The 20,150-nt window shown below is 31.8% G+C and carries 14 protein-coding genes; 4 read left to right on the forward strand and 10 right to left on the reverse strand.

Annotation, left to right across the window (positions count from 1 at the left end; all coding sequences use genetic code 11):
• Nucleotides 1–29 precede the first annotated feature (29 nt).
• A complete protein-coding gene (mdh, locus tag KO500_RS11050; RefSeq protein WP_215956608.1) occupies nt 30–956 on the reverse strand; it encodes a malate dehydrogenase in 927 nt (308 codons plus the stop codon).
• Between the two features lie 243 nt (nt 957–1,199).
• Here mdh and KO500_RS11055 point away from each other — a divergent pair, with 243 nt between their 5' ends.
• Nucleotides 1,200–1,568, forward strand: a complete 369-nt coding sequence (locus KO500_RS11055) for a hypothetical protein (RefSeq protein WP_215956609.1) — start codon at nt 1,200–1,202, stop codon at nt 1,566–1,568.
• 65 nt (nt 1,569–1,633) lie between these two features.
• Here the strand turns inward: KO500_RS11055 and KO500_RS11060 are convergent, their stop codons facing one another.
• The 5 genes from KO500_RS11060 to asnB form a co-directional block, all read right to left on the reverse strand.
• Complete coding sequence (locus KO500_RS11060) at nt 1,634–2,050, reverse strand: response regulator (protein WP_215956610.1); 417 nt, start codon at nt 2,048–2,050, stop codon at nt 1,634–1,636.
• Nucleotide 2,051: 1 nt separating this feature from the next.
• A complete protein-coding gene (locus KO500_RS11065) occupies nt 2,052–3,836 on the reverse strand; it encodes a sensor histidine kinase (protein ID WP_215956611.1) in 1,785 nt (594 codons plus the stop codon).
• 215 nt (nt 3,837–4,051) lie between these two features.
• A complete protein-coding gene (locus KO500_RS11070; protein ID WP_215956612.1) occupies nt 4,052–5,056 on the reverse strand; it encodes a DUF6588 family protein in 1,005 nt (334 codons plus the stop codon).
• A 74-nt stretch (nt 5,057–5,130) separates the two neighbouring features.
• On the reverse strand, nt 5,131–7,092 hold the full coding sequence (gene gyrB / locus KO500_RS11075; RefSeq protein WP_215956613.1) for a DNA topoisomerase (ATP-hydrolyzing) subunit B: 1,962 nt from the start codon (nt 7,090–7,092) through the stop codon (nt 5,131–5,133).
• A gap of 259 nt (nt 7,093–7,351) precedes the next feature.
• Nucleotides 7,352–9,025, reverse strand: coding sequence for an asparagine synthase B (gene asnB / locus KO500_RS11080; RefSeq protein WP_215956614.1), 1,674 nt, complete (start codon nt 9,023–9,025; stop codon nt 7,352–7,354).
• Nucleotides 9,026–9,258: 233 nt separating this feature from the next.
• Between asnB and KO500_RS11085 the strand changes: the two genes are divergently transcribed.
• On the forward strand, nt 9,259–9,804 hold the full coding sequence (locus KO500_RS11085) for a DUF2911 domain-containing protein (protein ID WP_215956615.1): 546 nt from the start codon (nt 9,259–9,261) through the stop codon (nt 9,802–9,804).
• Between the two features lie 111 nt (nt 9,805–9,915).
• Nucleotides 9,916–12,174, forward strand: a complete 2,259-nt coding sequence (locus KO500_RS11090; protein ID WP_215956616.1) for an FUSC family protein — start codon at nt 9,916–9,918, stop codon at nt 12,172–12,174.
• A gap of 1 nt (nt 12,175) precedes the next feature.
• Here KO500_RS11090 and KO500_RS11095 read toward each other — a convergent pair whose 3' ends face one another.
• Nucleotides 12,176–13,795, reverse strand: coding sequence for an amidohydrolase (locus tag KO500_RS11095; RefSeq protein ID WP_215956617.1), 1,620 nt, complete (start codon nt 13,793–13,795; stop codon nt 12,176–12,178).
• Between the two features lie 143 nt (nt 13,796–13,938).
• Between KO500_RS11095 and KO500_RS11100 the strand changes: the two genes are divergently transcribed.
• Entirely contained in the window at nt 13,939–15,573 is a 1,635-nt protein-coding gene (locus tag KO500_RS11100; RefSeq protein ID WP_215956618.1) for an ABC-F family ATP-binding cassette domain-containing protein, read from the forward strand.
• A gap of 60 nt (nt 15,574–15,633) precedes the next feature.
• Here KO500_RS11100 and KO500_RS11105 read toward each other — a convergent pair whose 3' ends face one another.
• From KO500_RS11105 to KO500_RS11115, 3 genes are all read right to left on the reverse strand, one after another.
• Nucleotides 15,634–16,737, reverse strand: a complete 1,104-nt coding sequence (locus KO500_RS11105; protein ID WP_215956619.1) for an OmpA family protein — start codon at nt 16,735–16,737, stop codon at nt 15,634–15,636.
• Between the two features lie 312 nt (nt 16,738–17,049).
• Nucleotides 17,050–18,135, reverse strand: a complete 1,086-nt coding sequence (locus tag KO500_RS11110; RefSeq protein ID WP_215956620.1) for an OmpA family protein — start codon at nt 18,133–18,135, stop codon at nt 17,050–17,052.
• Between the two features lie 239 nt (nt 18,136–18,374).
• Entirely contained in the window at nt 18,375–20,126 is a 1,752-nt protein-coding gene (locus tag KO500_RS11115) for a TonB-dependent receptor (RefSeq protein WP_215956621.1), read from the reverse strand.
• Between the last annotated feature and the right edge of the window lie 24 nt (nt 20,127–20,150).

The raw sequence follows: 20,150 nt of genomic DNA on the forward strand, positions 1-20,150 counted from the left end.
TGCCCTTTCAATTTTATTAAAATAAAGCATTAAAGCTCTAACAATGCATTTGTTTTCTTAACTCCTGCAGCACTTTCTTGTATCTTTGTTTTGTCAGCGTCACTTAATGGAATATCAACTATTTGCTCGATTCCGTTTTTACCTAAAATAACTGGAACACCAATACAAATATCGCTTAAATCATACTCACCTTCAAGATAAGCTGAACATGGGAACATTTTCTTTTGATCACAAGCAATTGCTTGAACCATACTAGAAACCGCAGCACCTGGAGCATACCAAGCACTTGTACCTAGTAATTTTGTTAATGTAGCACCACCAACTTTAGTATCAGCCGCTACTTGCTCTAATCTCTCTTCTGACAAAAATTCAGAAACTTTAATGCTATTACGTGTTGCATGCCCAGTTAATGGAACCATACCTGTATCACTGTGTCCACCGATAACCATACCGTCAACATCTGAAATTGGAGCCTCTAAAGCTTCAGCTAAACGGTATTTGAAACGTGCGCTATCTAAAGCACCACCCATACCTATAATTTGATTTTTAGGAAGACCTAAAGTTTTGTGTACTAAATACGTCATTGTATCCATAGGGTTACTTACAACGATTAAAATACAATTAGGAGAATGCTCAATAATACTAGAAGAAACCATTTTCACAATTCCGGCATTAATACCTATTAACTCTTCTCTAGTCATACCTGGCTTACGTGGAATACCTGATGTGATTACAGCTACATCACTACCTGCTGTAGCAGCATAATCATTAGTTATACCTGTAATTTTTGTATCAAAACCATTTAAAGAAGCTGTTTGCATTAAATCCATTGCTTTACCTTCTGCATAGCCCTCTTTAATATCTAATAATACTACTTCAGATGCAAAATCTTTAATCGCAATGTACTCAGCACAACTTGCACCAACAGCACCTGCTCCTACTACTGTAACTTTCATTTTATATTTTTTTGTATTGAATTTATTATATTCAAAAGTACTGAAATTTAATAGAATAACTGTTGTAGAAATTGTTTTTTAAACGACGTCTTTGTTAGTTTTTACTTAAAATTAAAACCCTCTTTTGTTAAAAAAACCTACCATATATCGAAAAATCAATCCAATTAACACCGTACATCGAAAAAAAAATTGAAAACCAGTCATCTTCACTAAATTTAAATTCCCAAATTAAACCTACTTATTATGAAAAAGCCCCTGTTTTTCATGGCACTTTGTGCTACAACAGTTTTTGTGAGCTGTTCAAAGACTACCACAATTAATGATGATCCAATTATTGGTATTTGGACAAATACCATAGAACTTAATTCATCTACTACAGAGAAAACTTCAGAAACTGAATACGAATGGATTTTTAATGATGCCTATTTAGGCCGTTACCACGAATATAGTGACGACGTATTAATTATGCAGACAGATTTTTCTTGGAGTATTGAAAATGGCTTATACACAATTCAATACCCAGGAACCGATTTACCTGAAGAAACTGCCACACTAATAGAGTCATCTACACTACAAGACAGTGACGGCGAAATATTAGCCACTAGAGAATAGTTATAATAAAAAAAAAAAAAAAAAACGTATTAAGTAATTTATGAATTTTCAAAATGACTTAATACTCATTGTGTACGCATTTCTGAAAAAACTTCTGTAAGCATTCCAGACAATTTTTTTTCTGAGATAGGCTTTACGATATACCCTGTTAACTCTTCGTATTCTAGTGCACGCTTTTTATCTGCTGGCATTTCTGAAGATGTTACTAAATAAATAAAGATTTTATCATCAAAATTTACTTTTAGCTTTTTGAACTCATCTAAAAAGCCCCAACCGTCTAAAAATGGCATATTAACATCTAAAAGTATAACTTTAGGAGCTAGCTGCTTATCTTCATCACACTTTCTTATAAAGTCTAAGGCCTGTTCACCATCAGTAGATGTGTAAATTTCCACTCCGTTTGAGAGCTCTCTTAACACTCTTTGTATAAGGTATAAGTATATTTCATCATCATCTACAATTAATACATTTTCTTTTCCCATATTAAAATTTAATTTTGAATGTTGTTCCCTTTCCTACTATACTTTCAACACTAATTTGAGCGTTCAAAGCTTCAAGTTGTGATTTTACTAAAAATAACCCCATACCCTTCCCAGAAGTATTGCGATGAAACCTTTTGTACAACTTAAACATATTTTCACCATGTCGGTCTAAATCTATTCCTCTACCATTATCTTTTACATAAAGCACTTTACGTGAATCTTCAATTTTGGTTGAAAAAATTATATGAGAATCCACATCATCCTTTTTATATTTTATCGCATTAGATAATAAGTTCTGTATAACACTTTTTAAGTAAAATTTTGAAAAATTTATCACATTCCAAGCTTCCAATTCTAATATTACATTAAAATCACCTAAAAGTGTTTCAGGAAAATCATTTTTAATTAATGCTATTTGGTCATTTAACTCAATAGACTCTATAACAACCTCGTTCTGCTCAAGAATAGTCACGTATTCTCTAATATCCTCTGTTAAAACTGTTACACTTGTTGATACATCGATTAACTTAGGAAGCAATGTTCTCACATTATCTATATTATCTTCCTTCTTAATCATATCAACAATTATCGACATACTAGTAACCGGAGCTCTTAAATTATGACACACCAAATAATTAAACTCTTTCAATTGATTATTTCTAACTTTTAATCGAGTATTGATCTCTTTTATCTTATTGTTTGTAATCTGCAATTGTTCTTTATTTTTTTCCAATGAATTGTTTTTTTCTTGCAATTCAACATAAAACTGACCTTCTCTTTCCCTGCTTTTTACAAAAGTAAATGCAATTATCGCCAAAGTTAATATTGCGAAACAGTTGAAAATCACAAACTCATTATAAACATGGCCTAGCGTTTTTTTTAATAGTTTAGGATAAATTTCATGAACAATTATCCAATTAGAGGAACTTATAACTTCTGGCTGACTTTTTAAGTTTCCTCCTAGTTTTGATAGCGTATTCTCTAAGGAAAAATTTTCAAAAGTCCATAAACTATTTTTTTCAATAAAACTTGACTCATGATTAGCAAAACCTTCAATATTTAAACTGAATTTTTCTAATACTTCTTCTGAGTCATTTTTTAATTTATAACCCAAATCTAATGACGTGGTATTTGAGGTTATAATATTATAATCGTCATCTATTAAATAAAAGTTACTATTTGATATTTGCGATTTTAAAAGACTCAAAATTCTAGTCATTTTAAAATTTATGACAACAACACCTATTTTTTTATCTGTTGAATCAAAAATTGGAGCAATTCCTCTTAAAACTGGTTTATATGGCCTTTCATACACTCCATTTTCTTTATTTAAATCAATTGAAGTAAGATAAATTTGTCCTTTTTTCAACTTAAGACCATTAATAACATAGTCTCTATCTGACTTATCTTGCAGCATTCCACGAACCATATCACCCCCACGCTTCCTTTCATACCTAACAAATTCACGTCCGTTTACATCTATAAAACGAAATTGATCATAATCTGTAAATCCATTTATAAAATTAATGTAAGGACCTATAAAACGAGATCGGTTTTTACTGGTATTAAAACCTACAGGATATTCAATATTACTCCAATATTGTGTGGAATAAATTAGAGAATTACATAAATCGGATAAAAAATTCTTTTTATAAGCTACTCCCCTCTTTTCTATTTCCTCTAAATTCAAGTACTGTTCTTTCTTTTGAACTACACCTAGAATAATGGACAATACCAATAATGGAATATATAAAAGAGTAAATATTTTAAAAAACTTTCTCCACATAAAATACAACAGATTACATCAATTTTTTACTTTAATCCAAAACCAATTACGGGAGACACTTTGAGTAAATATAATTAATTTTAGATTCAAATATAATAAAAAAGGTGTTTTTTATTTATAAAAAACACCTTTTAAAGTAGTAAAAATACTACATATATATTTCAATAATTATCATACAAAATAAGCAAGTAAAAATCTTACTTACATCAAGATAATCACCTAAATCCAAAGTTTACACCTACTGACAAACTATTAAATTCCGCTATTGCATAATCCGCATGAAGTCTAAAGAATCCTAATTTTAATTTAGTACCGATATTTGCCGTAACACCACTAGCTTCCTTAGTTAAAGAGAAAGGATCTGTAATTGTTTGCTGAAAAGGACCTGAAGTTACTTCGTAAGTTCCTAAAACATCTGTTTCTGATTTACCCGTTAAATAACCAATACCACCATAAAAATTGATTATTGGCATTTTTGTAGATACAACAGCTTGAAAAACCCACGTATTTACATCCGTTTCTATTCTTTGATCTTCTCCTGACACAATACCTGTATCTGTAAAATCATAACTTCCATCTAAGTGCGTATACCCTATAACACCAGAAATTGCAATTGGCCATACTTTTTCTAAAGGTAACAAACTCGTAAACTCATGTTGCAATCCTACACCATAAAAACCCATTGATGCATTATCTGTATCTATTTTTGGCAAAAATCGCGCTTTAACTTCAAAACCCTTAATTAAACCTACACTTACTTGAACAAATGCTGATGGAACAAAATTTATATTTTCCGATGCCAAACCTGTTGGAAGCTCAAATTCTTCTCTAAAAAGTCCATTTTCATCTTCTACATACACCATAACATTTTCAATATCACCTAAACCTGTAGAAACAGATTTTGAAGTACTGCCATCAACAAATTGAAGATTATCATAGTCTGCTGTATTTAAAACAAAAGCTTTTTTATCTTCATTATTTTTAAAAGAAGCCCCATTTGCTATAATTGAAATTTCAAAACCCGCCAATGGTTTTGAACTTGCCGAATTATACCACCCATTGGATATACTGTAAATTAAGCCTTCAGAAACTGGTGCCATATAATCGTTTGTAAAGCGTTCCGCATCATCTACGCCGGCCGCAAAAACTTCATTAATATTAGCTTGAGACATTAGTAATGTACTGCACAACAGTAACACAAAAAATAAAATAGATTTCATAATTTTTACATTTTGCCTTAAAACTAAAAAACTCGCACTGTTAGTGCGAGTTTTTGTTGTGTAACTATATTTTTTTATGCATCAATGTTCGCATAAACAGCATTTTTCTCAATAAACTCTCTACGTGGCGGAACTTCATCACCCATCAACATAGAAAATACACGATCCGTTTCCGTAGCATTATCAATAGTAACTTGTCTTAATGTTCTAAACTCAGGGTTCATTGTTGTATCCCATAATTGTTCAGCATTCATCTCACCAAGACCTTTGTAACGTTGTATACCAACACTACCATTAAAACTCTCAGCGATTTCGTCACGTTCTTGATCATTCCAAGCGTAACGTTTTTTCTGTCCTTTTTTAACTAAATATAAAGGTGGCGTTGCTATATATACATGACCGCCTTCAATTAATTCTCGCATATATCTAAAGAAGAATGTAAGAATTAATGTTTCAATGTGGCTACCATCGACATCGGCATCACACATGATTACTACTTTATGATATCTTAATTTATCTAAATTTAAGGCCTTACTATCTTCTTCTGTTCCGATAGTTACCCCTAAAGCTGTGTAAATATTTTTAATTTCTTCGTTTTCAAAAACCTTGTGTGTCATCGCTTTTTCAACATTCAAAATTTTACCTCTTAATGGCAAAATTGCTTGAAACATACGATCACGCCCCTGTTTAGCAGTACCACCCGCCGAATCTCCCTCTACAAGGAATACTTCACAATTTTCAGGATTTTGGTCAGAGCAGTCTGATAATTTTCCAGGTAAACCACCTATACTCATTACCGTTTTACGCTGTACCATTTCACGCGCTTTTGTTGCTGCGTGACGTGCTGTTGCCGCAAGAACTACTTTTTGAATAATAGTTTTTGCATCTTCAGGATTTTCTTCTAAATAATTCGTTAGCATTTCAGACACTGCCTGACTTACTGCACTTGAAACTTCTCTGTTACCTAACTTAGTTTTTGTTTGCCCTTCGAATTGTGGCTCACCAACTTTTACAGAAACAATAGCCGTTAAACCTTCTCTAAAATCATCACCTTGAATTTCAAATTTTAGCTTATCTAACATTCCTGAAGCATCAGCATACTTTTTTAAAGTACCTGTTAAACCTCTTCTAAAACCAGATAAGTGCGTACCACCTTCATGTGTATTTATATTGTTTACATATGAATGTAAATTCTCAGTATACGAAGTATTGTACACCATAGCAACTTCAACAGGAATTCCGTTTTTCTCACCCTCCATAGATATCACTCCATTGATCAGTGGCTCACGATTTCCGTCTAAGAATTTTATAAATTCTTTTAATCCCTCTTCAGAAAAGAAACGTTCTTCAAGAAAACCACTCGGGCTCTCTTTATCTTTCTTTCTTTTATCTGTCATGGTAATTGAAACACCTTTGTTCAAATACGCTAACTCACGCATTCTATTTGAAAGGGTCTCATAACTAAACTCCGTAGTTTGAGTAAATATAGAATCATCAGGGTAAAAAGTAACCTCAGTACCTCTATCTTCAGTTTCGCCAATACTCTTTACAGGATATTGCGCTTTACCTTTTTCATATTCTTGTTCATAAATAGTTCCATTACGAAATACGGTAGCTTTTAAATGTGTAGATAATGCATTAACACAAGATACACCCACACCGTGCAAACCACCCGATACCTTATATGAATCTTTATCAAACTTACCACCAGCACCAATTTTAGTCATTACAACTTGCAATGCTGACACTCCTTCTTTTTTATGTATATCTACTGGAATACCACGACCATTATCTCTAACCGTAATAGAATTATCTTCATTTATCGCAACACTTATTGTATCACAATGACCACCCATTGCTTCATCAATAGAGTTATCTACAACCTCATAAACTAAATGGTGCAAACCTCTAACGCCAACATCTCCAATATACATGGAAGGACGCATACGCACATGCTCCATACCTTCTAGAGCCTGGATACTATCTGCTGAATAATTATTCTTTTTTTGCTCGTCTTTATTTGCTTCTTCGCTCATAAATAAAATAGTTTCAATATAATTTTAGCAATCTTACAAATATAACGATTAGCGAGTTGACTAAATTGTTTTACAAAGCCTAGTATACACTAAGTTATTAACAATAGCTGTAAAAAAACTAAAGTTTAAGGACTTTTCAGTGAATTTCCATACTATACCCAGTGATAACCATAAAAACTAAAGAAGCACCCTTACGAGTGCTTCTTACGGACTAAATATAATTAATACTGCAAACAGTGTTAACTCATTGATAAAAATATTACGCTTTTACATAAGCATCATCATGTACATTCGCAACTGCTCTACCAGAAGGATCGTTCATGTTTTTGAATGCTTCATCCCATTCTAAAGCAATTTTAGTACTACAAGCTACTGATGCTTCTTGTGGCACACATAATGCAGCTGCATCTGAAGGAAAATGCTCTTCAAATATTGAACGGTAATAAAACTCTTCTTTTGATGTTGGGGTTTGTAATGGGAATCTGAATTTAGCGTTTGCTAATTGTTCATCAGAAACTTCGGTATTTACCACTTCTTTTAAAGTATCAATCCAGCTATAACCAACTCCATCAGAGAATTGTTCTTTTTGTCTCCAAGCTACACTTTCAGGTAACATATCTTCAAAAGCTTTACGAACAACCCATTTTTCCATACGCTCTCCGTTGATCATTTTATCTTCAGGATTAATACGCATAGCTACATCCATAAATTCTTTATCTAAGAATGGCACACGACCTTCAATACCCCAAGCAGCAAGTGATTTGTTGGCACGTAAACAATCATACATGTGTAATTTGCTTAACTTACGAACAGTTTCTTCATGAAACTCTTGCGCATTTGGTGCTTTATGAAAATATAAATACCCACCAAACAACTCATCTGCACCTTCACCCGAAAGCACCATTTTAATACCCATAGATTTAATAACCCTTGCCATTAAATACATAGGAGTAGAAGCTCTAATGGTAGTAATATCATAAGTTTCAAGGTTATAAACTACATCTTTAATAGCATCTAAACCTTCTTGTATTGTAAATTTAATTTCATGGTGCACAGTTCCAATATGATCTGCTACTTTTTGAGCCGCAGCTAAATCAGGCGAACCATCTAAACCTACTGAAAACGAATGTAATTGTGGGTACCAAGCATCTTTGGTATCACCACTCTCAATACGCTTTTGCGCATATTTTTTTGCAACTGCTGAAGTTACAGAAGAGTCTAAGCCTCCTGATAATAATACTCCGTAAGGCACATCAGACATTAATTGTCTGTGAACTGCAGCCTCTAAAGCTTCTTTGATTTCTTGTATGCTAGTTTCATTTTCTTTAACTGCATCATATTCCATCCAGTCTCTAGAGTACCATTTTTTCAATTCTCCATCTGAACTATGTAAGTAATGCCCTGGAGGAAAAAGTTCTATTTTAGTACAAGTACCTTCTAAAGCTTTTAATTCTGAAGCCACATAGAATGTACCATTTTTATCCCATCCCATATATAAGGGAATAATACCCATATGATCTCTTGCTACAAAATACTCGTCTTTTTCAACATCATAAATTGTAAAACCAAAAATACCATTTAACTCGTCAATAAAGTCAACGCCTTTTTCTTGGTATAAAGCAAGTATTACTTCACAATCTGATTCTGTTTGAAAGTCATACTTTCCTTCAAACTGTTTTCTTAATTCTCTATGATTATATATTTCACCATTGGCAGCAAGTACCAATTTATTGTCTTTACTAAATAACGGTTGTTTTCCTGAAGCTGGATCTACAATTGCTAAACGCTCATGTGCCAATATTGCTTTTTCATTTGCAAATATTCCGCTCCAGTCTGGTCCTCTATGTCTAATTTTCTTAGACATCTCTAGTAACTGAGGTCTTAAATCCTCAGCACTCTCTTTTACATCAAATGCACATACTATTCCACACATATCTTTCTATATTAAAAGCAATTCTTAAGCAAAGATGCACTTTAAGCTTCTACAAAAAAACCTTAATTCAATAAATGATTTCATTTTATAACTTTAAAAACAGTTATAAAATGAAAATGTAATGTAATAATATGATTTACATTAAAAATCTCTTTTTTTGTAAGTTTGATAAAATACTCCGACCTTAGTATTAGATAAAAAACAATTATAAAGCCTTAACACTAAAAAAAACGATGAAAAAAATTATTGCAGTAACAACATTATTAGTTTGTTTAGTATTTACTACTAACGCAAATGCACAGAAATTTAGCAGTTTAGACAAAAGTCCTTTAGATGCTGCTGCCTACCCAACAAGCTACAAAAAAGCTGAAAAAGTAGTAAAAGTAATTTATAGTAGACCACAACTTAAAGGACGTTCTGTTGCTGAGCTTGCTCCTGCAGGTGCGGTTTGGAGAACAGGTGCAAATGAATCTGTTGAAATAACTTTTTACAAAGACACTACATTTGGAAATAGCTTAGTTAAAGCTGGTACATATTCTTTATTCACAATACCTGGCGCTAAAGAGTGGACAATTATATTAAACTCTAAATTAAACCAATGGGGTGCTTATTCTTATGACGAAAGTGCTGATGTAATTAGAGTAAAAGGTACGGTTAGTTCTGGCGCCGATTCTCTTGAAGCTTTTTCTATTGCTTTTAATGAAGAAGGTAATGGTGCTGCTTTAGTTTTAGGATGGGGAACTGTTAGAGTTTCTGTCCCTGTAGCGACTAAAATGTAATAGCATTACACCTATAAACATCAAAACCCGAAGTACTTACTTCGGGTTTTTTAATATAAAAGTATTACTATCATCACTTTTAAAAGAGATATAGTGTTTACATTTGTTATTATGTTAAAGGAATATTTAAAGGCTATTACTTTATTTCTTAAAAGCTCTAACCTCTACCGAGGTATAGTGCAAACTATAGCTGTAATTACACCATTAATTGCTTTTTATTTTTTTAGCGATATTACCTATGCAATACCTATTGCTATTGGTGTTTTTTTAAATGCTCCTGGCAATATACCCGGCACACTTAAAAGAAAAACTCTTTCTACTTTAGTGAGTATTACACTTACTATGATTGTGACTGTTCTCGTCTCTTTTTCACAAGTCCATTTTGCTTTATTAATTGCCACTTTGGCTGTACTTACATTTTTTATTTCTTTAATATCTGCTTACGGATTTAGGGGGTCATTAATCGCATTTTCGGGTTTATTAGCCATTGTATTAACACTTGCTAATAATATATCTGGTAATGCAATATGGGTTCATACCGGATTAATTGGCGTTGGTGGGCTTTGGTTTTTACTCGTTCTATTTATTTTTCATTGGATAGCACCAAAAAAAGACGAAGACCAATTAATTTCTGAGACATTATACCTAACAGGTAGTTACTTAAAAATTAGAGGTAAACTATTGCTTAAAAAAACTAAAAGAGATAAACTTTTAGTTGAAATATTAAAAATACAAACACAGCTTAATGAAAAGCACGAAGTTTTAAGAGAGCTTCTTTTAAGTGAACGAACAAAAGTTGGCCGAACACACTTTGATGAAAAACGTGTATTGATATTTATATCTCTTATTGACATTCTTGAATTAGCTCTTGCCAATACATTTGATTATACTAAAATTGATACTATCGTAAATGACAAACATCTTTTAAAAGAGTTTAAAAAATTGAATTTAACAATGGGAAAACACCTGCAAGTGTTATCTGAAAAGTTAATCAATAAAAAAAAGGTGCAAAGTAAAACAGAACTTTTAGATGGATTAAGTCTTGTAGAGAAATCAATTGAAAATTACAAAAAATCAAATGACCTGACTGACTCTACACAACGAAGAGAGGCTATTATAATACTTAGAAATTTATTTGATTATCAAGCACAACAAATAGCAAAAGTTCGTGCCATAAGACGCGTAATGAATAATGTTAATGGAGCTAAAAAAGTAAAACTTAAAACAAACGAAGCTTCCCAATTTATAACTCCGGAAGAATACAGTTTAAATATTTTAGCAGAACACTTTAATATCAACTCCCCTATTTTTAGACATGCACTGCGGTTAACTATTACTGTACTTATTGGTTTTTGCTTCGGAACCTTGGTTGGCCTTAAAAACCCATATTGGATTGTATTAACATTAATTGTTTTAATGCGACCAAGTTACGGACTAACAAAAGAGCGTTCTATTAATAGAATTGTGGGTACAATTATTGGCGCTTGTTTTGCTAGTATAATTATTTTTATCACCTCCAATACTATTGTATATATGGTTTTGGCGACGTTATCACTAACTATTGCTTTAGGGTTAATACAACAAAGCTACAGGTCTGCTGCTGCTTTTATTACTATAAATGTGATTTTTTTATATGCTTTGATTGAACAAGATAGCTTAGCTGTAATTCAATTTAGAGTGATTGACACAGCAATTGGTGCTACACTCGCAATACTTGCAAATTATTTGATTTGGCCAACATGGGAGTATATGAACTTAAACCCTATTCTTATTGAAACAATTCAAAAAAACAAAGTTTATTTACAAGCGATAAAAGAAATTTACCACACCAAAAAAATTAATAATTTAAATTACAAAGTACCTAGAAAAGAAGCTTTTTTAGCAATTAGTAATTTAAATGCTGCTTTTCAACGCATGACACAAGACCCAAAATCTAAACAGAAAGAAATGGGCCTTATTTATGAAATAGTAACTCTTAATAACACTTTTGTATCTGCATTAGCATCCATGGGAAGCTTTATCCAAAATCATGAAACCACATCATCAAGCGCCAATTTTAATGCTTTTATTTTACACATTGAAAATCAATTAGAAAATACTGAGACGTTATTAAACAAAGACAAAACCGCAGTAATTAAAGAACATTTAAATATTGACACTGCTCAAAAAGCGCTGAAAAATTCATACACCAGACTATCAAAACTTAGAGATAAAGAAATTGAAGCAGGTAAAATTGTTATTGATAAAAAAATGCGCCTTTATTTACAAGAAGCGCATTTAATTCAAACCCAGTTGAACTGGTTAAAAGTGTTATCAGAAGATATTCAAAAATCTACTAAAAAGTATGTAAACATGTTTGAAACCAAATAAACTATTTTACCTTTTTACCTGATATATATACAGAAGTTGCTTTTACATGTGCTGTTTCTTCATCAGGTATTGCCATAATATCTTTATCAAGAACCGTAAAATCAGCAAGCTTACCAACTTCAATACTTCCTTTTTCATCCTCTTCAAAATTGCTATACGCTGCCCAAATGGTCATTCCTTTTAAAGTCTCTTCTCTTGTTAATGCATTTTCAGACTGAAAACCACCTTCTGGATAATTTTCTATGTCTTGCCTAGCAACTGCGGCGTGAAAAGTTAAAAATGGACTTACTTGTTCTACAGGGAAATCTGTACCTAACGCAATAATTCCTGCTTTATCTAATAAAGTTTTAAAAGCATAAGCACCTGACATTCTGCTTGCTCCCAATCTATCTTCTGCCCAATACATATCACTAGTTGCATGTGTTGGCTGTACTGATGGTATAATTCCTTCTTTAAAATAATCAAAATCTAGCGTATCTAAAATCTGTGCATGCTCTACTTTCCACCTTCTATCATTAGTACCTTTTAATGCATTCTTATAAGCTTTTAAAACTACTACATTTGCAGAATCACCTATTGCATGTGTATTCATTTGAAAATCGGTAGTTGCAATTCTGTTTGCTAAATTCTCAATTTCATCAACCGGTGTTACCATCGCACCAAAATGATTATCGTGATCCGAATACGATTTTTTCAATACAGCTCCTCTTGAACCTAGAGCACCATCACCATATACTTTTACAGATCTTACATTTAGTTTTTCGGTTTTAACAATTCCCTTATTTAAGTAATAGTCCAAATTTTCAGGATAATTAGATACCATTGCGTAAATACGAATTTTCAAATCTCCTGCTTGCTGTAGACTATCAATTAACTCAATAGTTTCTCTTGACAATCCTGCATCGTTAACCGTTGTTAATCCATTTTCAATAGAAATTCGTTCTGCATCTTTTAATGCATCAATCATTGTTTGTTTAGAGGGCTCTGGAATTATAGCGTCTACAAGTGACATTGGTCCATCAACAATAATACCCGTTAATTTTCCGTCGATTTTATAAATTTCACCACCAACAGCTTCAGTTTTTAATGTTATACCTGCTAAATCTAATGTTTTCTGATTCACTAAATATGCATGACCATCAATACGCTCAATCGCAATTGGAGTATCAGGAAAAATAGAGTCCAAGTCTCTTTTAGTAGGGAATTCTTTTACCTCCCAATCATTTTGATCCCATCCGCGACCGTAAATAAATTCTTTTTTGTTTTTATCTTGAAAAGCTACAATACTATCAACTACAGCTGAAAAACTGGTAGTTCCTTCTAAATTAACTGCTTGTTGATTCAATCCCAATCTATAAAAATGACAATGCGCATCTATTAAACCAGGCACTATTGTTTTACCCTTAGCATCAAATTTTTCTGAAGCTTCATATTTCTTTAATAATTCATCGCTAGTACCAACTGCAATGAAATTACCATCTTTTACGGCAAATGATTCGGTTTTTGAAAACCCATTATCAACCGTGTATACATTTGCATTCACTACAATTAAATCTACTTTTTCTTTTGGTGTTTCACATGCCATAAGGCAAATAGCTATCGCTATTATTAGTTTTTTCATTAATAGAATTGATCTTTTATTACTAAATATTTATAAGTACAAATTACAACAAGTAAGCAATACTTGCAATTTCGATTTTAGAACTATAACAGCGACATTTATAAAATGCTTTTAATTAAGTTTGCAATTCTAAAATTTTAAATATGATTTCTGTAGATAATATTGCGGTAGAGTTTAGTGGTGACACACTTTTTAGTGATGTTTCATTTGTTATAAACGAAACAGACAAGATTGCCTTAATGGGTAAAAATGGAGCTGGAAAATCTACTATGATGAAAATTATCGCAGGAGTTCAAAAAGCAACTCGTGGTAATATCCGTTTCCCAAAAGAAGCTGTTATTGCTTATTTACCACAACATTTATTAACTGAAGATAATTGTACTGTTTTTGAAGAGGCTTCTAAAGCTTTTGCTCAAGTTTTTGAAATGAAAGCTGAAATGGATGACTTAAACAAACAGTTAGAAACCAGAACTGATTATGAGTCTGACCAATACATGTCACTTATTCAGCGTGTATCTGACTTGGGTGAAAAATACTATGCTTTAGAAGACATAAATTATGAAGCTGAAGTTGAAAAAGCTTTAGGTGGCTTAGGTTTTAAACGCAAAGATTTTCATAGACAAACGAGTGAATTTAGTGGTGGTTGGCGTATGCGTATTGAGCTTACCAAAATACTTTTACAAAAACCCGATTTAATTTTATTAGATGAGCCTACTAACCACGTAGATATTGAATCCGTAATATGGCTTGAAGATTTTTTATTAAACAAAGCTAAAGCTGTAGTAGTTATCTCTCACGATAAAACATTTATTGATAATATTACCAACCGTACTATTGAGGTAACTATGGGTCGTATTTATGACTATAAAGCAAACTATTCACATTATTTACAATTGCGTGAAGACCGCCGTAGTCATCAAATAAAAGCATACCAAGAACAACAGAAATTTATTGCAGACAACCAAGCGTTTATAGACCGTTTTAAAGGCACCTACTCTAAAACCAATCAAGTAACATCACGTGAGCGTATGCTTGAGAAGTTAGAGATCATTGAAATTGATGAAATAGACAATTCATCATTACGCTTAAAATTTCCACCAGCACAGCGCTCTGGCGATTACCCTGTTACTGCCACAGATTTATCTAAAAATTACGGGGACCATGTCGTTTTTAAAAATGCAAACATGAGTATTTCTCGCGGAGAGAAAGTATCGTTTGTAGGTAGAAATGGTGAAGGAAAGTCAACCATGATAAAAGCTATTATGGGCGAAATACCATTTGATGGAACATGCGAACTTGGTCACAATGTTAAAGTAGGATATTTTGCCCAGAATCAAGCGTCACTTTTAGATCCTGATTTAACCGTTTTTCAAACGGTAGACGAAGTTGCAAAAGGTGATATTAGAACCCAAATAAAAAATATTTTGGGGAGATTTATGTTTGGCGGTGAAGACATTGAGAAAAAAGTAAGCGTGCTTTCTGGTGGAGAAAAAACAAGATTAGCTATGGTTAAATTATTGCTTAAACCTGTGAACCTATTAATACTTGATGAGCCTACTAACCATTTAGATTTAAAGTCAAAAGATGTTTTAAAAGAAGCACTGTTAGATTTTGATGGCACTCTAATACTAGTTTCTCACGATAGGGACTTTTTGCAAGGTTTATCACAAAAAGTATTTGAATTTAAAGACAAACGTGTTATTGAACATTTTGAAACTATTGATGCCTTCTTAAAAAGAAACCGCATCGAGAATTTAAAAGAAATAGATTTAAATTAACTAATAAGCCCAAACAATTATGTTTGGGCTTATTAGTTAGTTTAACATTATAATTAGTGATTATTTTTCTAAAGTAGAACTTGCATAATTGTCTGTATAACTTTCAGATACAACAAACTCAACTCTTCGGTTTTTTAATTTTCCCTCTCTAGTTCTATTATTTGCTATCGGCTCAGAATCTCCAAAACCTTTGTATTGCACGCGGTTCCTATTCAGACCATTTTCAATTAAAAATGAAGCTACAGATTTTGCTCTTTTCTCAGACAATACTTTGTTGGCATATGTATTTCCCACAGCATCTGTATGACCATAAACAAATATATTTTTTTCAGGAAAAGCTTTTAAATAAAGTAATACTCTTTTTAATTGCTCATTATTTTCACAATCAACAATTGCTTCATTTTGTTTAAATAAAAGATTATCAACTACATATTTCTGATCCCAATTTATTGGTTCATCTTCTTGTAATGAAACCATATCTAAAAAATAATAAGCAGCCTTTCTAGGTGCATTTATAATTTTAAGCCTTCTAGTTTTTACATTAGATCTAAAATTGCCAATGGTCATATAATTTTCAGTACCATTAGCAACATAAACTGCAGATACTTCTTGCCAACCATCAGACTTTGTGTATAAATTATACTCTGGAATTGCTACTATTTTTGCTTCGTAACTGCTAGCCAGTTGTTTTACATCAATAAATTTAGAACTGTTTTGATCTAGTGCCTTCTGAGTAAACAACACATCAAATTCATCAACTGCAAATTCAGTTTTTTCAGCTCTACTCACCATAAAAGAAACAATATAAGTTTTTCCTTTTATTAATGGCTTTTTAATTTTTGTAGAAAGATATTCTCTATAATCATTCTCAGCAAATAAATATATTCCTGCATAAACATCGCCATCATAAGCTTCTTGATTACCAATAAAATTATTACCTGTTGGCACAACGTTACTACAAGCACTAAAACTATCTGTACTACCTTTTGAGGCGTTCAACCAGTTATTTGTAATTTCATCAAATGCCCCAATCTTATTCGGACATTTATCTAAATTTTCAAAACTAGGATTATTAATCAAATTTTGAGAATTCCCGTAGGTTGCTGCTAATAAAAAAAATCCTAACAAAATAAATGAACGTGTCACTATTGTAAAAATTTTCATAGTTGGTTTGGTTAATTTGGTTTTCACAGAAATTTTAACGGAAGGTATTTTATAAAATTGCAGTAAAAATTTCACTTTTTTTTCCAAAAAAAGGTGTAAATCATCCGTAAGGCTTTATTTTTAAGCATTTTAAAAAAATATAGAAAACTGAAAATAATTATAAAAAACTGAAATTTAAATATTTTTGTAATACTATACTTACGTAAATATTCGATGAATAGCATAAAAGAAAAGTTGAAACCNNNGGTTTCAACTTTTCTTTTAAATTTATCTAGAGTAGTTATTTAAATTAAAGAGTAAAATAACTATAGCTTATTCTTCATAATATGTGTTAGCGTAATTACTATTTGGTTTTGATATCATAAACTCTACCCTTCGGTTTTTAGATCTCAAATCTTGCTCATCATTGCTGACTACTGGTTTTTTAAATCCAAAGCCTTTCCAAGTAATGCGATTCTTTTTTAGACCAGACTTAATTAAAAATTTAGCAACTGTAGCTGCTCTTTTATTTGACAAATCTTCATTGTACTCTTTTCCGCCCATAGCATCTGTATGACCATATAAATGAATATTTAATTTTGGATTATTTTTTAAAAAGAGTACCAAATCAGCCAACTGTTGATTGTAATTTATTTCAATATTTGTTTCATCAAAATCAAAAAATAAATCATCAATAACATATAATTGATCTTGATTGTATGAAGGTATCATACTCACTGAAACCATATCAATAAAATAATATGCAGATTTACGAGAAGCTTTTTTAACTTCTTGCTTAAAGGTATTTTTATCACAATTGAAATTACCCAAGGTTAAGTAGCTCTCATTGCCTTTTGCCATTATAGTCGTTGAAACCTCAACCCATTCTTCAGAATCTGTTAGGTAATTTTTTAATGGTATTTTTTTATAATTGATATTCGATGAACCATTAAAATATCTAACATCTAAATTTTTTGAGGTATTTAAACTCAATTTACTTTTAGTAAATAGCACATCAAACTCCTTTACCGAAAATGCTACATTTTCAGCAAGGTTGACCATAAAAGACACTTTATAGAGCTTGTCTTTTTCCAGTGGCTCAGTTAATTCTGCAGTAATATATTCTCTATAGTCCTTTGGTGCATATAAATACATACCTGCATAGGCTGTACCATGATAAGGCTTCTGTGAACCTATAAAGTTATTTTGAACAGGAAGTTCAGTACTACATGTACTAAAATAATCAGTGGTACCTAATGTGGGTTTGTGCCAATTTTTAGCATCGACATCTAAAGTTCCAAATTTTTCAGGACATTTTAAATTATCTTCAAAACTTGGATTTTTAACTAAATTTTGTCCTTTTACTGAAAAGCTGATAAACGCTAAAAACAAAAACACGATTTGGGAAAAATGCTTCATTTAATTATTCTTTTAATTTTCTGACTACAAATTAATAAATAATTAACGAAAATTCTTACAATTTGGTATTTGAAACAACTTTTTGTATCGCTGGAGTAACAAAAACATACGTTGAAAGGTATTTTCAAATGAAATTAACATTATTAAAACAACTAAAAACCACCATTTTTTACCACATATAAGCATTGTGATAAAGATGGTGGCTTAAAGTTATACCGTTATAATTAATTTCTTAACAATTAAAAATCAAACTTATACGTTGCTCCTGCCAACAATTGAAACCCTTGAACAGGATAATTTGCCCAACGTAAATAATCGCTATTACCAATGTTATTTGCTTTAGCAAAAAATGAAAGTTGCTCATTAAACCTATATCCTAAATTTGCATTCACATCAAAATAGCTATTTAAAGTTAATACTTCTGAACTTGTATCTTCTAAACCATCTGCTACTACTGTACTTACTAAATCTTCACGTTCGCCCACATAAAAGATATTTAACCCTGCAAACCATTTTTCTCCTATTTGGTAGTCTGCAAATAACGATCCTTTTACTTTTGGTAAATTCCAAGCTGGATTATCTGTTTCAGTATTATATGTATATGCTTCTCCACTAACTCCTAAAGTAAAGTTCCTTCTAATATCAAGATTTAACTCACCAAATATGCCTAACGTTCTAATATCATCATAAAAAACTTCAAATGAATTACGGTAAGTATACCCTTTTTCATCATCTCTAAACTCGTTTAAAGGATTCCATTTATATAAAGGACTTTTATTTTCTGCTTTGTAAGATGCTTTTGCATTATAACTCAAATTTGGTAACAACTGCCCTTTAATACCAACATAAGCATTATACTTTCTATCAGTGGGCTCAATACTTAATGTTGGAGAAACGTATGGGTTTTCTTCTACAAAACCATAAAATGAGTTCTGTATTAATTCCCCTTGAATACCTCCATATGCAATAACTGTATCATCAACCAACCTATAACTAGCCGTAATATCTGGGTAGATGTAAAAATTACTTTCGCTATTTTCATTATCCATTCCGAAAACCACATTAACACCTAAATTCAAAGTTAAATCATCTCGTAATATTCTAATACTTGGTCCTATTCCTACTTGAAATAAACTATAATCAATTCCTCCTGTATTTTCTATACTATTTATATCGGCATTTGAAAAGCTACCACCCAAATAATCTAATTTTGCTTTAAACGTCAAATTTTCATCTTGAACAGGAAATTGGGCTGTTCCATTTAATACTACTCTATTTTCTGCCGAGCTTGTTGCATCCCAAAAACGACGCACAAGAACATCTGCACTTTCAAAATAAGCATCATCAACATTAATATGGCCTGCAATTTCAGCATTATAATAATTCTGGGTTGGATCAATAGCATCAATCTCTTCATCAGTATAAACACCTTCAGGAACTCCATACCAATTGTACAGCTTGTGTTGTAAAACTAGATCTGTTCCCCAATCTAAATAACGGTCTGTTTTAGAATAAGAAGCTGCTAGTTTTGTGTTGTAAAACACATTTTTAAGTGCCATACTATCAATTGGCGCACGAGAAGAATGATGTGTAAGACCAATGTCTAAACGCTCTTCTCTACTTAATGCTCTACTTGTGTATAAATCTGCCACAGCATTATCATACGTGCCAAAACCTAGTGATGCATATGAATTATATAAAACTGGCGGTGGTATTCTCTCAACTTTTGACGCCTTACCTTTTGCCGGTGTAAAAGTTGATGCTACAGGTACAGAGTTAATACTATAGTTGATCTTCTTTTTCTTTAAAGCAATAGAATCGTTTAAAACAGGAACTGATTTTATTTTAAACGCATCAGAAATTGTTGGTTTATAAGCCTTAACCACTGTTACTGTTTCAGTACCAATACTATCTTTTTCTTTATCTTGAGCTATGGCAGACTGTAAAAAGCCTAACAAAGCAAATGTGAATATTTTTATGTGCTTGTGCATATAGTGTCTCTTTTGCAACGTGAT

It is taken from the genome of Cellulophaga baltica (genome assembly GCF_018861125.1).
Lineage (GTDB): Bacteria > Bacteroidota > Bacteroidia > Flavobacteriales > Flavobacteriaceae > Cellulophaga > Cellulophaga baltica_A.